Below are 14,566 nucleotides of genomic sequence, written 5' to 3'. Positions count from 1 at the left end.
TCCGCGTCGAGTGCTATCCCGTGAGCAGGCTATTGAAGTTCGAGAGGGTGTAAACAGGCTCCGCGGACGGTGCGACAGGTCGGTCGCGTTCATGACGTGGCTGCTGCCAACCGCCACATGTTGTGCTGCAGATTGGCCGCTACGCCCTCGCGAAATAGTAGCAACCAGCTCTTGCCACAAGCCGCTCCGATCAAGGCGTGCCGGGCGAGCTGGTGTTCGACGATTGCCGCAACATCTTCGAGGCACGCGCACAGTTGTGCTTGCGGCCTGCTCCTTCCGATAGTGCCGGTCATGCACGGCCAGTTCCAGATGCACTGCTACATCCACGAGGATGGTGTTCAGGTCCTCGACCAGACGCACGTCGCCGCCTGACAACCTGAAAATCGGCGAGCCCCACTCAACAGCTGCAGAGTTGCGGCAGCCAAGCGGATTCCGCTTGACTGTCGCCGTACGTGCACTAGCGCCGGGTCCAGATGAGATCGAACGCTGTGCCGCGACTTCTCGACGTAGCCTGAATCGTTTGCCCGCGGGCGACGCCGGAGCGTCGCTTCGCTGTTAGGCCAGTGGCTTCAATCGCCGTATTTGCGCAGATATTGTTCGTAGCCTTCGCGCCAGCTCGGCGAGCCAAACGCGCCACCGCTTTCGTGCACGACCGAAATCGGCCAGGTTCCCATGCGCAGGCCCTTGAGTTCTGCCTGGCGGCAGAAGTCCACATCGTAGAAGTGGAACTTGAACTGCTCGTCGAAACGCAGGCCGCTCTTCACAAGCGTATCGCTATCCGCAATCAGCAGAAGGCCGTCGAGGAGCTTGCACTCCTGTCCGGAGGGCCCGAAGGTCGACGCGATGTTGCACGGAAACCCTGTGCCATGCCCAACGGTTCCGCTCAGATACTGGCGTTCGTCCCACTGCAGATCCGCCGTAGCGAAGGCCCATGCAGGCTGGCGCGGCACACGGCGCAGGTTGCCGGCGAGACCCGCCACCTCGAAACGGGCGAGGGATTCGCGGATGCGTTCGGTCCAGAAGAAGTCGTTGAGCCAGACGTCGTCGTGAACGAATACGAGTATGGCCGGACGCTGCTTCGCCTCTTCGATCGCCGCGTTGTAGATGCTGGACAATCCGCGCGTGTTGTTGTCGAACAGTTGGAGTTCGACGTTGGGCAGGTGTGCGTAGAGCTTCAGCGAGCGGCCAAGCGCCGTTTCATTCGAAAACTGCTCACGGGTGCGACGGGTACCGCAGACGATGCGGATGGGTTTCGTCGCTGCTGGGATGTCGGTCACCGCGTCGATCGATGTGATCGATCCGGCGGTTGGCGCAATGCCCGGTTGCTGCTCGCGTGCCGTGTCGGCAACTGGTTCTGCCGATGCATCTTGCGGCTGCGCGAGGACCTCGAAATGCTCAGGCGCGAGCCCATCACACCAGCGTTGCCACATTGTGCGCAGCGCACGCGATACGGCGTTGGCGATCGTGCTTGCGCTGATGATCGGCGACTGCTCGCAGTGCTGGCGAAGCTCCCGGCGTACCGTCGCAAGCGCGTCGAGGTCGCCCGCCAGCGCGACGCACTTGCTCACATAGTCGTCCTTGTCGCGCGCGACGAACGCGTCGTCGAGCCCGAGGTGCGAGAGCCATCCCGTGCTGCCACGGCTCGCCATCGAAACGCCAGGCAGGGTCATGGTGGGAACGCCCATCCACAGGGCGTGCATGGTCGTGGTCGAGCCGGCGAACGGGAACGCGTCGAGACAGACATCGACCTGTTGGTGTTGTCGCAGATACTCATCGGTACCCTTGCGCTGCATAAAGCTGACCCGGCTCACGTCGATGCCTTCGCTTGCGAACAGTTTGGCCAGCTTGTTCATTTGTTCGATCGACGTGATCGCGCCAATGAGCATGCGCGAAGTCGGGATCTCGCGAAGCACGCGTGCCCAGAGCGCTACGACTTCCGGCCCAATCTTGACCAGGCGACTGAAGCTGCCGAACGTCACGAAGCCGTTTTTCAAGGCGGGCAGCTCATTCACGTCCGGCGCTTGCTTGTACGGCTTGAATGGCGCGAGAGCAGGCAGAAACACGAGCTTTTCCGAGAAGCAGCTCGCGAATTGTTCGAGCGGTGTGACGAACCGGTCCGACATGTAATAGTCAATGGACGTCAGGCCGGTCGTGGCCGGATTGCCGATCCAGCTCACCTGGACGGGCGCGGGCTTGTGCGCGAAGGCCACGAGGCGGTTGCGGCCGGTATGGCCGGACAGATCGATCAGGATATCGATGCCGTCGTCGCGGATTTTTTGCGCGACCGCGGCGTCGGTCATGCCGAAGACTTCGTGCCACTCCTGCGCGTGCTCCCGGATCGTAAGCGTGAAAGCGTCGGTGACTACGTAGTTCGAATAGACGTGCAATGACAGGCTTGTGTCGCGGGCCAGATGCTCCACGATCGACTGGAAGAAATAGGCGACTGGGTGATTGATCAGGTCGCCCGAAACGAAGCCGATCCGCAGGCGCCGCGACGGATTACGTTCGTTGGTGTGCGGCGACCAGTGAGCACGCAGGGAGGCTTCCTGGCGCCTCCCGTACTCGCTGAACTCTGCGAATGCGCTTGCTGCGTCGAGATCGGTCTTGTGCATCAGGCAGAACAGCAGGTTGCTGTGCGTCGCTGCCTGCATCGGCGCGAGTTCCAGCGCCTTGCGAAAGGCACTTTCCGCCTCGTCGTACTGGCCCTCTTCGTTCAGCGCGTTAGCAAGCGCGTCGAGCTCGAGCGCATTGTCCGGCGCCAGTTCCACGGCGCGGCGCATATATGCGATGCCCTCGCCGGCTCGGCCCGTTGCCTGTAGGGCGGCACCCAATGTGCGATGCAGCGCTGCACTCTCGGGATGCTTTTCGAGAGCCTGGCGGCAGTGCGCTATGGCTCGCTGGGGCTGGCGCGTGATATGCAGCGCGTCAGCCAGCATCGTCTGGGCGGCGAGACTGTCGGGCAGCAGGCTGGTGGCACGCTCGGACGACGTCACGGACTCCGCATACTTGCCTGCTCGCTGCAGGGCGTGCGTGAGCGTAATCCAGCATTCGCCGTGCGACGGATATTGCTTCGTCAAGCGACGGGCAAACTCCAGTGCCGCCTCGGTCTTTCCGCCGTTGAAAAGATCGGCAAACTGACGCAACTCCGTCATGTTCGCTCGTCGCGGATCGAATTTCGCTGCGGGCGTGTCCGGCGCGTCTGGTTTCGGCGTATCTCCGGTTGCCGCGGTCGCAGCCGACGGTTCAGGCGAGGTTGCCGTCGCTGCGTCACGCTGGGGCAGACGAGCCTTCAACGTATCAATGGCGTCCGCGGGGACGCCGCATTGTTGCGCCACATCGAGTGCCATCCGCGCGGCGTCGAACTGGTTGCTCGCGGTGAGGGCGTTGAAGTAGTAGACCCAGAGCTGGTGAAAGTTCGGCGTGTGGCCGAGCACCGCTTCGAAATGCGGCACAGCCTCGGCTGGCCGGTCCGTTTGCATGTACAGCACGCCGATGTGATAGTTGGCGTCGACATGATCGCGATCGGCTTCCAGCACGATGCCGTAGAGCGCCTCAGCTTCGTCGTATTCCTGCTTGCGATGATGTTCGATCCCGGCTTCCATGACGAGCTGGATGTCGTTCCCCATTTGCGATTGGGGCGTGAGCGCGGTGGTTTCGGTCGGAGTGGAGAAAGCGATCATGACGAAGGCGTGCTTGCGCCGCAAGTAACGGAAGTAGGCCAATTATCGAGGGCACTCACTCGGGACGAATTGCCGAGTTGACGTCAAATCGCCCGCCAATTCGATGGGGTAGGCGATGAGCGGAGATGGGGTCGGGGTGGCCGGCCGTCGCTGTCAGACGCGCGGGCGCGCAAAAGAAAAGCCCGCACGAGGCGGGCCGAGGTACGCGAATGCGCCCCGATGGGCGCTATGGTTGGTTGTTATTCCTGCACGCGTTGCGAAGTCCGTACTTCAGAACTGCGCAACGCGCTGATACTGGTTCACGTTGCGCGTTGCTTGCATGGCCGTGCGAAATTCGGCGCTCAATGCAGTCTGCGCCGACTGTGCCACTGTGGCGATACGCGTGTCGATCGCATGCACCTGCTTGAGCACGTCGAGCGCGGCGCCCGTTTGCTTCGCGGAGAGCGACATGAGAAGCGGCGAGCGTTCGTTTGCAAGCTCGGCCGCCTTTTCCCACTCGCCGACGGCTGCCGCCTGCTCGATGTCCTTCGTGATCTGCCAGATGCGATCGATGGGCGCTGCGAACTCCATGTCTTCTCTCCCGCTGGGTGCGCTCAGCTCTTGTTGGTGGCCAGCGCGCCCGCGCTGTTCGTGCCGCCGAAGAGCTGCGTCAGGTACTGCTGGTTGCTGTTCATCGTCGCCATCAGCGTGTTGAGCGCGGTGAACTGCGCGGTGTACATGCTCGTGAGCTGCGACTGGTAGTTCGTGAGGTTCGACTGCTGTGTCGAGAGGTTCGTCAGATCAGTCTGGATCGAGTTGGTACGCATCGTGATGACGCCCGTGCTCGACGAATAGCTCGTAATGTTGTTGTTCAACTGGGCGGCCACGCCGTTGGTCGAATTGAACAGCGCTGCTACGGTCGACTGATTATTCTGCAGTGCGGTGTTCAGCGTGTCATTGTCGACCGAGAGCGAGCCGTCGGAATTCAACGTGACGCCGATCGAAGCAAGGCTGGTCGTGGTGTTGCCACTCTTCACGCCCGTTGCCACAATCGTCGCGAGCTGGTTCTGAATCATGTTCAGCGTCGAGTCGCCGAGCAGCACACCTTGCGACGTCGAGGTCGAGCTGTAGGACGTGAGCGTGGCCATCGTCGTCACGAGCGTGTTGTACAGCGTGACGAAATTGTTGATCGCGCTGGATTCGGCGCTCGTGTTCTGCGAAACCGTCAGCGTTTGTGCGCCGCTGCCCGTGCTCGACGTATCGACGGCCGCTGCGGTGAGGTTCAGCGTGACGCCGGACAGCGCGGAGGTCACGCTGTTCGTCGAACTGGTGGCGCCGGTGCCGTCTATCGTGAAATAGGCGTCCTGAGCGGCCGTGGACTGCGTCCAGTTGGCCGTGCTGGAGATCGTCGACTGGTTGGCGGTGAGATTGGCGGAAGTCGCGCTTGCGCTCGTGATCGCCGTACCTGCCGTGGTCGTAACCGCGAGGTTGTTCAACGCGTCGCCGGAATTCGAGTCGTTGATCGCGATGCTGATGCCATTTTGCGAACCCGTCGACGTCGAGTGCAACACAAGGTGCGCACCGTCGGCGCCGTTGACGACGGTTGCCGTCACGCCCGGATTGTTCGTGGCCGAGTTGATCGCCGACGCAATGCCTGCGACGGTGCTGTTCGTGCTGTCGAGCGAGATCGTGGTGCTTGCGCCGTTGACCGTCAGCGTCATCGTGGACGAGCCCGATGCGAGCGCCGTTGTTGCGTTGTAGCCGGTCGAGGTGAGCACCTGGGCCTGCGCTACCTGCTTCAAGTCGATCGAATATGACCCAGCTGCTGCACCGGTGCCAGCGGTGGCCGTGATGCCAGTGCCGCTGACCGTCGTGCTGAATGCATTGAGGGTCGTGCCGTCTGAGAGGGGCGAGAGGCCTGCCTGGAGTGCGGAGAGCGCTGCGGAAAGCGCGCCGTACGCGGAAATTTCAGTGTTGTCCTGGGTCTGCTCGGCGCTGATCGTAGCGGCCGTGCCGGCAGTCTTGGCGTTGACGAGCGCGGTGACGAGCGAGTTCACGTCCATCGACGAGCCGGTCGAGCCGCTGACGATCGATTGTGCGGCTTCCTGCAAAGCGGCATTGCTCGCGGCGGTTGTAGCGGCGACGCTACTTGCGATCGTGCTGGCTGTCGAACTGGATACGGTGGACATGAAGGGGCTCCGTGCGTCGGCGTTGCAGTGTGAATCGGTTCAAGTCTGGAAAACGCCAATCGGGAGGCGATCCTCCCGATTGGCTTGCGTTGCGCGCGCGAGTATGGCGGCCGGGCGCGCAACGCTTGGGCTAGAGAAGCTCGTATTACTGGAGGAGCTTCAGGATCTGCTGCGGCTGCGAGTTCGCTTGTGCGAGCACCGAGATACCCGCCTGCTGCAGCACTTGCGACTTGCTCAGGTTCGCCGTTTCCTGTGCGAAGTCGGCGTCCTGGATCGACGACTGTGCGCTCGACAGGTCGGTCGACTGAGCTTGCTGCGTGGTGCCGATTGCCGTGAAGCGGTTCTGTGCAGCGCCGAGCGTGGCTTGCAGGTTGTTGAGGGTGCTCAGTGCGTTGTCGATCGACTCCATGGCCATGCTTGCGCCGCTTGCCGTGCTGATGTTGACGTTTGCAACAGTCGTCGGCACGTTGTAGGAGTCGACCTGAGCCGCCACTGCGGCGACAGCAGCGGATGCACCCGAGCCGACAGCCGTATTGAAGGCGGCGGTGACGCCGAGCGAGACCGCCGCGCCCGAGCCTTGGATCGCGTTGCCGCTGGAGCCGGAGGCGCCCGAGGAGGTGAACAGCGCGCTGACTGCCGTGTTGCTCAGTGCCTGGTTGTTCTGGTCCGTGAACGTGAAGCCGCCGCTGCCGTCGGAGACCACATTGACGGAGGTGACGGTTGCAGCCGAGGCGGCGACCGAGGCGCCTGCGGAACTCAGGCTCAGGCCGCTGAACGTGCCGAGCGTCTGACCAGCTTGCGGCACGCCGCTGCCGATCGAAGCCGCGGACATGTTTTGCGTGAGGCTCAAGCTGATCGTTTGACCGACGTTAGCGCCGACCTGGAACGACACGTTGCCGAGCGTACCGTTCAGCACGTTCATGCCGTTGTACGTCGTTTGCGAAGCGATACGGTTGATTTCCGAAACTTGCTGCGCGACTTCCTGCTGCAGTGCTGCGCGGTCGTCGTTGGTCATCGAGCCGTTGGCTGCCTGCGTGGCCAGCTGGCGGATGCGCTGCAGGCTGCTCGTCAGCGACGAGAGGCCGCTCGATGCCGTCTGGACCAGCGAAACGCCATCATTCGAGTTCGACACGCCCTGCGTCAGACCGTTGATCTGGGTCTGCATGATGTTCGAGATCGCGAGACCTGCTGCATCGTCAGCTGCGCTGTTGATGCGCTTACCCGACGACAGACGCGTGATCGCTTGCGACAGCGCGCTGCCCGAGCCCGTCAGGTTCTGTTGCGCGACGAGCGAGTTGATATTGCTGTTAATTCCGAGCATGGAAATTCTCCTAAGCGGGCTGCAAGCCCGTTACAAGCCACTATGGCCGCGGCGGAAGCAATCTCTCATTGCTGGCCGCCTCAGTGAAGGTTGTCGGCGTGGGTAAAAAAAACTTGAGGGGAAGCACCGACAATCGAGACCTCATTTGCGCGGCGCATAAAATTTGTTGCGCCGCTGCGTGCCTGCCGCTCTTTCCCGCACTTACGACTGCGTAATGCCGTTTGCAAGCGTGTTTACGGCCGGTATTGCACGTGGTTTAGCGCAGCGCCGCCAGCGGCGCGTTCCTGGCCACGCGCCCGTGCCGGCTGCAGCGCCTCGCGAGGCGGCGTATCCTCAACGCTTTCCCGTTCGCCCTTTTTCTGGAGGCCCCATGGAACTACGCAGGATCGGCACTTCCTCATTGCAGGTCGCTCCGCTCATGTTCGGCGGCAACGTCTTCGGCTGGACCGCAGATGAAGCCACCTCGTTCTCGATCCTCGACGCGTTCGCCGACGCCGGCCTCAACTTCATCGACACCGCAGACGTGTACTCCGCGTGGGTGCCCGGCAACCACGGCGGGGAATCGGAGACGATCATCGGCAAGTGGATCGCGAAGAGTGGCAAGCGCGACAAGGTGGTGATCGCAACGAAGGTTGCAAAAGATCCGCGCCGCCCGGGTCTTTCCGCCGCGAACATCACGGCTGCAGTGGAGGATTCGCTGCGTCGTTTGCAGACCGATTACGTCGACGTGTACTTCTCGCACGAGGACGACCAGAAAGTCCCGCTCGAGGAGACGCTCGGCGCGTACCAGCGGCTCATTGAGGCCGGCAAGGTGCGCGTGATCGGCGCGTCGAATTACACGGGCGCACGCGTCGAGGAGGCGCTCGCGGTTTCGAAGAAGTCGGGGCTGCCCGCGTACCAGATCATCCAGCCCGAATACAACCTGTACGACCGCGCCCACTACGAGGCCGATCTCGAACCGGTGGCGATGGCGCAGAAGATCGCGGTCGTGCCCTATTACAGCCTCGCAAGCGGCTTTCTCTCGGGCAAGTACCGCTCGCGCGAGGATCTCGCGAAGAGCACGCGCGGCTCGCGCGTCGAGAAGTACCTCGATCACCGCGGCATCCGGATCCTCGCGGCGCTCGACTATGTGGCCGAACGTCACGGCAGCACGCTCGCGGCGGTTGCGCTGGCATGGCTGATCGCGCGCCCGAGCATTACCGCGCCGATCGCGAGCGCGACTTCGCTGGATCAGCTGGAGAGCCTTGCGGCGGCCGTGCGGCTGAAGCTCGATCCGGCGGATATCCAGGCGCTCAATGACGCGAGTGCCTGATGCGCGAGGAGGGGCATTCGTCCAGGTGTCCTAATTGACAGGACTTGCGCGGCGGCTGCGGCACGCCGCGCAAGTGACTGACTAGAATCAAGAAACCCTGGTCAGGCAGATCCTTTCCTGATATCATTGAGAGTGAATTGAGATCTTTGCCTGTTTTGTTGCCGTGTTCGTTACTGTTGGCGGCCGCAAACCGGCGGTCAGGTGTGTTGCAGCAAGGTCGACCTGATCGCGTTCCGCTGTGAACCCCCTACTTCTCTTTTCCGGCCTCCGTGGCCGCCTTGCCTCTCGTTTAGCCCCAATGTGGCGAACGACCGGAGGGCCGGCGCGTGAGCGGCTTTGACGCTCACGCCTTTGAACCGTATTAAGCGATTTGAGTTAGGAAATACATGACGACGATTCTTCTGAAGGAAAACGAGCCGTTCGAAGTGGCAATTCGCCGCTTCCGCCGCGCAATCGAAAAGAACGGCCTGATCGCCGAGCTGCGTGAGCGTCAAGCTTACGAAAAGCCGACGGCCGTTCGCAAGCGCAAGAAGGCAGCTGCAGTTAAGCGCCTGCACAAGCGCCTGCGCAGCCAGATGCTGCCGAAGAAGCTCCACTAAGCTTTTTCGCTTTTCGGTGTTCCGCCAGACGGCGGCGCATGCTTCGCAAGAAGCTGCGCCGCCGTTTGCGTTTGTGCGTCGATCCTGTGCGCGTTGCACGCTGGCCAATATCAGGCGGCGTCTTTCAGCTGTTCGGGCGACAAGCCGAACTGCGCGGCAATCGAGCAAAGGCGCTCGCGCCATTCCCACACGCCAAACACGTCGTGCACGTTCTGCAGGCAACTCAGCAGATCGATCGTAGCCGAATCGTAGATGTTGATGTGGGCTCGCAGCAGCGCCTTTTTCAGTGCGGCAACGCCCACATCCATATAGAGCGGCACGTCATTCGTCTCACGGCCGATGTAGCGCACGGGTATGCCTTCCATGGCGCTCATATAGTCGCGTGCCCGGATGAAACTGCCGACTGGGCAACCGCCGTAGCTGTGTGCGCTGCCGTGGCCGCCCCCACAGCCACCGCCCCGGTAGGCGCCGCCGCCGCGTGGAAGAAGTGCCGCGCGCCCCTGGCCAAAGAGATGGGCCACCGCGCGGTCGAAGATCTCCTGATGAGTCAGGAAGTGGACATTTTTCATTTCAGCCCCCTGCTGCCCAGCTGCCAGGCACAGGTTAATACCCTTCTAATGCGGCGCCGCCGGCCTCCCGGCCGACATCACTACCCGTTCCCCTGACACGCCTGCATTCACTTCCCGTTATAACGGCACGCCAGTGGAAAACAGTGGGGCTGCACACTGTAGCGATGAGAAATTGCCTCGGTTGGTGTTGGACGCAATCGTTCTGGCGTCTTGCAAAACCGTGCCAGACAAGGGTTGGCGAGGCGCGTCGCGCCCCGCTCGATACTTGCCCGAGCCGTGGGCGACATTGTGTGGTTGCGGGCGCGGTCCGCCGCGCTTCAGGCGCCGCGCTTCTTCTTGCCAAGTGCAGCGCAAGCCTCGCGACGCATGCAGTCCCGCTCATGGTCGTTGACCATGCCGACCGCCTGCATGAACGCGTAACAGATCGTCGTGCCAACGAATTTGCAGCCGTATTTTTTGAGTGCCTTGCTAAGGGCGTCCGAGACTTCGGTCGAGACCGGTGCGTCGCGATACGATGCCAGGTCGTTCTGGATAGGCGTGTCGTTCACGAACGACCAGACGAACTTCGCGAGCGAGCCGTGTTCGGCCTGGATTTGCTGCACGGCGCGGGCGTTGGCGATGGCGGCTTCGATCTTGGCCCGGTTGCGCACGATCGAGGCGTCCTGCATGAGCGTTTCGACGTGCCTGGGCGTGAAGCGCGCAACCTTCGCGATGTCGAAGTTGGCGAAGGCGCGGCGATAGCCTTCGCGCTTGTTGAGTATCGTGGACCACGACAGTCCTGCCTGCGCGCCTTCGAGCACGATCATTTCGAACAGATGCTGGTCGTCCCGTGACGGCACGCCCCACTCTTCGTCGTGGTATTGCACGTACTGCGGCGACGCGCCGGCCGATACCCAGTTGCAGCGGTGTGTCACGGTAAGTTCTCCTTGCGAGACGTCGTTCAGGCCACGCAAGCATAGCGGATCGGTGCCGTGCCGCCACCCTGGCCGGATGGCCGATTGTGCGAACTGGGGGAAGCCGTTAGGCTCTGCGGCACGACAATAATTTTGGCTTTCCAACCGGACTCACAGGCGCGCGAGGCGCAGCGGACATCATGCAGAAATACACCTGGTTGATTGGCGTGGACGGCGGCGGCACGGGCACGCGCATCGCGCTTGGCGACGCGAATGGCGTCGAACTCGCGCGCGCGGCCGCGGGGCCGTCGGGACTCGGGCTCGGTATCGAACGCGCCTGGCAATCGATCGAGGAAGGGTGCCGCGCTGCGTTTGCGCAGGTGGGCGTTGCGTTTGACTGGTCGCAATGCGTGCTCGGCTGCGGGCTCGCAGGCGTGAACAACCCCGACTGGCTGGCGCCGTTTCGCACGACCGCGCCCCCGGTGGCCGGGCTCGCAGTGGAAAGCGACGCCTACACGACGCTGCTGGGCGCGCACGGCGGCGCGCCGGGCGTCGTGGTCGCCCTTGGCACGGGCAGCATCGCAGCGGTGCTCGATGAAGACGGCCAGTGCCGCATTGCAGGCGGTTTCGGCTTTCCCTCGGGCGACGAAGCGAGCGGTGCGTGGTTGGGCCTGCGCGCGATCGTCTGGGCGCAGCAGGCGCTCGACGCGCGCGTGCCCATGGACGACTTCGCGCGGTCCCTGCTCGCACACGCGCGGGCGACCGATCGCGATAGCCTCATCGTGTGGCAGTGCGCGGCCAACCAGACCGCCTATGCCAGCCTCGCGCCGGTCGTCCTCGCGCATCGCGAACATCCGTTCGTCGCCAGGCTGCTCGCCGAAGCCGGCGTAGAGATCGCGAAGCTCATCACCGCGCTCGACCCGTCGGGCAACCTGCCTGCGGCGCTCTCGGGCGGCCTTGGGCAGCCGCTGCGCGAGTGGGTGCCGCAAGCGGTGCGTGAGCGCCTGCGCGCCCCGCTCGCCGATTCCACGACTGGCGCGCTACGGCTCGCGCAGCTGGAAGCCCAGCGGCTGACGCACGCCGCCGCGGGCAACTGAGCGGCGCGCGGCAAGGGGGCCGGAACGTACGTCAAGGGCATCGCCCTGCCACAGATGCTAGGATTGAACGTTTCCCGCTAGCTGCCTCATCACCATGTACAAGGTCATTGCAACCGATCTCGACGGAACGCTGCTCAATAGCGACCATCAGGTCGATCCGTTCACGGTTGCCACGCTGGGCGCCCTCGATGCACAGGGGCTCCCGTTCGTGATCGCGACCGGCCGCCACTATTGCGACGTGGCGGGCATTCGCGACGTGCTCGGCATCCGGCCGTATCTCATCACCGCGAACGGCGCGCGCGTACACGCGCCAGACGACACGCTGATCCACGCGAGTAATCTGACCGCCCCCATGGTCGAGCGTCTCGTTGCCGCCGATACCGTGGGCGAGCACGGCCGCGTGATCGTGAGTCTCTATACCGACGACGCCTGGCTGATCGACCGCGATGCGCGTGAACTGCTCGCCTATCACCAGGACTCGGGCTTCGAGTACCGCGTGGCGGATCTGCGCGACTACGCGGGCGCGGGCATTGCCAAGGCGCTTTACATCGGCGATCCGGCGGATCTCGCGCACGTGGCGCAGAATCTCGCGCGCGAGTTCGGTGATGCGCTCTACGTCACCTACTCCCTGCCCGATTGTCTCGAAGTGATGGTGGCCGGTGTTTCGAAGGGGCGTGCGCTGCGTGTCGTGCTCGAGCGGCTCGGCGTGGACGCCGCGGGCTGCGTCGCGTTCGGCGACAACATGAACGATATCGATCTGCTCGAAACGGCGGGTCATCCGTTCATGATGAACAACGCCAATCCCGATCTCATCAAGCGCCTGCCTTTGGTGCCGCGCATCGGCAACAACTTCGAGGCCGGTGTCGCGCATCATCTGCGCAAGCTGTTCGCGCTCAACGACGAAATCGCGTCGTAGTCCACACGGGTGTAATCGCTAAATGCAATAAAAGCGCGGCGCAAGTCGCGCCGTCACCGCTGTCGCGATTCAATTCGATTGGCTACTGCGCGGCGGGCAGTTGCGCGCACGGGCAATCGTCCGCGCGTCCGTCTAGTCCTTCGCGCTCGTGCGAGAAACGCGCGCGTGCCGCGGCGCCGCTCCAGTCAATGCGCACGACGTAGATGCTGTCGAAGTCCGCGCTCTCCCAGCGCGGCACGTCGCTCGCGCTGCCGCCATGCGTGGCGACGACGCGGCGCACGAGCGTCTCGATTTCCCGGTGCTCCCATGCAACGAGCACGGTGCGGCCGCGCCACTGCGGATCGACGAGCGTCGTTTGCAGCTGGTCGATCTTTGAATAGCCATACGGCGTCTGGATCGGCATGCCGAACTGGATCGCGGTCGGCTCGATCGTCGCGAGCGGGCGCACGTAGTAGTACGAATGCCCGTTGTCTTCCTTCTGTTCGCCAGGGTCGGGCGCGTAGATGGCATCGGGCTTGCCGTACTTGGCTGCGATCACCGCCGGCAGCGCGAGCGCGCGGTTCAGCCCTTTGCAGTTGAGCTGGCCGAATCCCTCTGGCGGCTTTTCGCCATGCCTCACGAAGATGAGTGTCTCGACGTTGCGCGCGTCTTGCGGATCGCGCGTAGCGGGCGTGCTGCTCGTGTTCGTTTGCGCTGCCTCGCCGCCGTTGGCGGGCCCGGTTGTCTGCGGCAGCGGCGCGCAGGCGCATACCAGTGCACTCAGCCCTGCGGCGAGCGTCGAGGCGAGCCGGATTGGCCGGGGACGTGAGCGCTTCATGCTGGGCGTGATGCTCCAGGTGGCAAGACAGTGGGAAAGTCGCCCGATTCTAGCAGCGCGGCCACGGTGGGCCTGGTCAGCCGCGCACCGACAGCGCACTTGCAGCGCCCAAGCCCCCAAGAAAAACGGGCGCCGAAGCGCCCGTTTGCTGTTGCACGATGAAGTGTCGCGATTCGGCGTGGTTCGAACCGCGCAGGCGTGTGAGAACGCGTCAGGCCGTTTCGCGCACGGCGACCGCTGCTACCGCTTCGCGCCGCCCCGCCACCGCCGGGTAGACGATGCCAGCGATCACTGCGCCGACGATCGGCGCGACCCAAAACAGCCACAACTGCGAAATGGCCTCGCCGCCCACGAAGAGCGCGGGGCCGGTTGAGCGCGCCGGATTCACCGAGGTATTGGTGACGGGAATCGAGATCAAATGAATGAGCGTGAGGCACAGGCCGATGGCGATCGGTGCGAAGCCTGCGGGCGCGCGCTTGTCGGTTGCGCCGAGAATGACGAACAGGAAGAACGCGGTCATGACGACCTCGCACACGAACGCAGCGCCCATGGCGTAGTGGCCCGGCGAGTGCTCGCCGTAACCGTTGGTCGCGAAACCGCTCGCAACGAGATCGAACTCGGGCTTGCCCGTGGCGATGAGCGCAAGCACGAACGCGCCGATCACCGCGCCCACCACCTGTGCGGCGATATACGGTACGAGGTCGCGCGCCGGGAAGCGGCCCGCCACGGTCAGGCCCACGCTCACGGCGGGATTCAGATGGCAGCCCGAAATATGTCCAATGGCGAAGGCCATGGTGAGGACGGTCAGGCCGAATGCGAGCGACACGCCCACGAAGCCGATGCCGAGCCCGTGGACCGGGCCGGCGAAGTTGGCCGCGAGCACGGCGCTGCCGCAGCCGCCCAGCACGAGCCAGAAAGTGCCGATCAGCTCGGCAATGAGTCGCTTGGATAAGTGCATTGCGTGACACCTCGAAAAGTCGATTTTGAAGGGGCCGCGTAAAGTACCGGCACCGGGAAATGCCAGATTCTAGGCAGTCGCTCTTTTCGATGCTGTCAAGGATTGTCAATTTCGACGTAATTGATCGAATTATTGCGATCGATGTATGTGCAATTGCGCCACAAGCGATCGATGGTTAATTTGGAAATTGGAGTGATAAAGCAGTATTAATAGCGATTGCGAATTCCGTTATTTGC

12 protein-coding genes are annotated in these 14,566 nt (G+C 63.2%); 4 read left to right on the top strand and 8 right to left on the bottom strand.

Features of this window, described 5'->3' with window-relative positions; genetic code table 11:
• Positions 1–569 precede the first annotated feature (569 nt).
• The 4 genes from L0U83_RS13825 to L0U83_RS13810 all read right to left on the bottom strand — a co-directional run bounded on the left by L0U83_RS13825 (position 570) and on the right by L0U83_RS13810 (position 7,169).
• Positions 570–3,680: an O-linked N-acetylglucosamine transferase family protein gene (locus L0U83_RS13825; protein WP_233883391.1), complete on the bottom strand. Its 3,111-nt coding sequence runs from the start codon at positions 3,678–3,680 to the stop codon at positions 570–572.
• 270 nt (positions 3,681–3,950) lie between these two features.
• Positions 3,951–4,250, bottom strand: coding sequence for a flagellar protein FliT (locus tag L0U83_RS13820; protein ID WP_233883389.1), 300 nt, complete (start codon positions 4,248–4,250; stop codon positions 3,951–3,953).
• Positions 4,251–4,273: 23 nt separating this feature from the next.
• Positions 4,274–5,848, bottom strand: a complete 1,575-nt coding sequence (gene fliD, locus L0U83_RS13815; protein WP_233883387.1) for a flagellar filament capping protein FliD — start codon at positions 5,846–5,848, stop codon at positions 4,274–4,276.
• Between the two features lie 145 nt (positions 5,849–5,993).
• On the bottom strand, positions 5,994–7,169 hold the full coding sequence (locus tag L0U83_RS13810) for a flagellin (RefSeq protein WP_233883381.1): 1,176 nt from the start codon (positions 7,167–7,169) through the stop codon (positions 5,994–5,996).
• 370 nt (positions 7,170–7,539) lie between these two features.
• Between L0U83_RS13810 and L0U83_RS13805 the strand changes: the two genes are divergently transcribed.
• Positions 7,540–8,481, top strand: coding sequence for an aldo/keto reductase (locus L0U83_RS13805; RefSeq protein WP_233883379.1), 942 nt, complete (start codon positions 7,540–7,542; stop codon positions 8,479–8,481).
• Between the two features lie 386 nt (positions 8,482–8,867).
• A complete protein-coding gene (gene rpsU, locus L0U83_RS13800; protein WP_004198205.1) occupies positions 8,868–9,080 on the top strand; it encodes a 30S ribosomal protein S21 in 213 nt (70 codons plus the stop codon).
• Between the two features lie 110 nt (positions 9,081–9,190).
• Here rpsU and L0U83_RS13795 read toward each other — a convergent pair whose 3' ends face one another.
• Together L0U83_RS13795 and L0U83_RS13790 are read right to left on the bottom strand one after the other, a co-directional pair.
• On the bottom strand, positions 9,191–9,649 hold the full coding sequence (locus L0U83_RS13795) for a hypothetical protein (protein WP_233883377.1): 459 nt from the start codon (positions 9,647–9,649) through the stop codon (positions 9,191–9,193).
• A 317-nt stretch (positions 9,650–9,966) separates the two neighbouring features.
• Positions 9,967–10,563, bottom strand: coding sequence for a DNA-3-methyladenine glycosylase I (locus L0U83_RS13790; RefSeq protein WP_233883375.1), 597 nt, complete (start codon positions 10,561–10,563; stop codon positions 9,967–9,969).
• A gap of 179 nt (positions 10,564–10,742) precedes the next feature.
• Between L0U83_RS13790 and L0U83_RS13785 the strand changes: the two genes are divergently transcribed.
• A complete protein-coding gene (locus tag L0U83_RS13785; RefSeq protein WP_233883373.1) occupies positions 10,743–11,639 on the top strand; it encodes a glucosamine kinase nucleotide-binding domain-containing protein in 897 nt (298 codons plus the stop codon).
• A gap of 94 nt (positions 11,640–11,733) precedes the next feature.
• Positions 11,734–12,555 (top strand): Cof-type HAD-IIB family hydrolase, encoded by an 822-nt coding sequence (locus tag L0U83_RS13780; protein ID WP_233883372.1) that lies wholly within the window; start codon positions 11,734–11,736, stop codon positions 12,553–12,555.
• Positions 12,556–12,637: 82 nt separating this feature from the next.
• Here the strand turns inward: L0U83_RS13780 and L0U83_RS13775 are convergent, their stop codons facing one another.
• Both L0U83_RS13775 and aqpZ read right to left on the bottom strand, forming a co-directional pair.
• A complete protein-coding gene (locus L0U83_RS13775) occupies positions 12,638–13,372 on the bottom strand; it encodes a histidine phosphatase family protein (protein WP_233883362.1) in 735 nt (244 codons plus the stop codon).
• A gap of 211 nt (positions 13,373–13,583) precedes the next feature.
• Positions 13,584–14,330, bottom strand: coding sequence for an aquaporin Z (gene aqpZ, locus L0U83_RS13770; protein ID WP_233883360.1), 747 nt, complete (start codon positions 14,328–14,330; stop codon positions 13,584–13,586).
• Positions 14,331–14,566: the final 236 nt, after the last annotated feature.

The sequence above is a fragment of the Paraburkholderia flagellata genome, assembly GCF_021390645.1.
GTDB classification, from domain to species: Bacteria; Pseudomonadota; Gammaproteobacteria; order Burkholderiales; family Burkholderiaceae; genus Paraburkholderia; species Paraburkholderia flagellata.
Note: the sequence above shows the minus strand (reverse complement) of the source record. Positions and strands in the feature narration are given on the sequence as shown.

Bases quoted from the DNA above. Each gene is read 5' to 3' on its own strand.
- L0U83_RS13825 (WP_233883391.1), bottom strand. From the start codon at position 3,680: ATGATCGCTTTCTCCACTCCGACCGAAACCACCGCGCTCACGCCCCAA.
- L0U83_RS13820 (WP_233883389.1), bottom strand. From the start codon at position 4,250: ATGGAGTTCGCAGCGCCCATCGATCGCATCTGGCAGATCACGAAGGAC.
- fliD (WP_233883387.1), bottom strand. From the start codon at position 5,848: ATGTCCACCGTATCCAGTTCGACAGCCAGCACGATCGCAAGTAGCGTC.
- L0U83_RS13810 (WP_233883381.1), bottom strand. From the start codon at position 7,169: ATGCTCGGAATTAACAGCAATATCAACTCGCTCGTCGCGCAACAGAAC.
- L0U83_RS13805 (WP_233883379.1), top strand. From the start codon at position 7,540: ATGGAACTACGCAGGATCGGCACTTCCTCATTGCAGGTCGCTCCGCTC.
- rpsU (WP_004198205.1), top strand. From the start codon at position 8,868: ATGACGACGATTCTTCTGAAGGAAAACGAGCCGTTCGAAGTGGCAATT.
- L0U83_RS13795 (WP_233883377.1), bottom strand. From the start codon at position 9,649: ATGAAAAATGTCCACTTCCTGACTCATCAGGAGATCTTCGACCGCGCG.
- L0U83_RS13785 (WP_233883373.1), top strand. From the start codon at position 10,743: ATGCAGAAATACACCTGGTTGATTGGCGTGGACGGCGGCGGCACGGGC.
- L0U83_RS13780 (WP_233883372.1), top strand. From the start codon at position 11,734: ATGTACAAGGTCATTGCAACCGATCTCGACGGAACGCTGCTCAATAGC.
- L0U83_RS13775 (WP_233883362.1), bottom strand. From the start codon at position 13,372: ATGAAGCGCTCACGTCCCCGGCCAATCCGGCTCGCCTCGACGCTCGCC.
- aqpZ (WP_233883360.1), bottom strand. From the start codon at position 14,330: ATGCACTTATCCAAGCGACTCATTGCCGAGCTGATCGGCACTTTCTGG.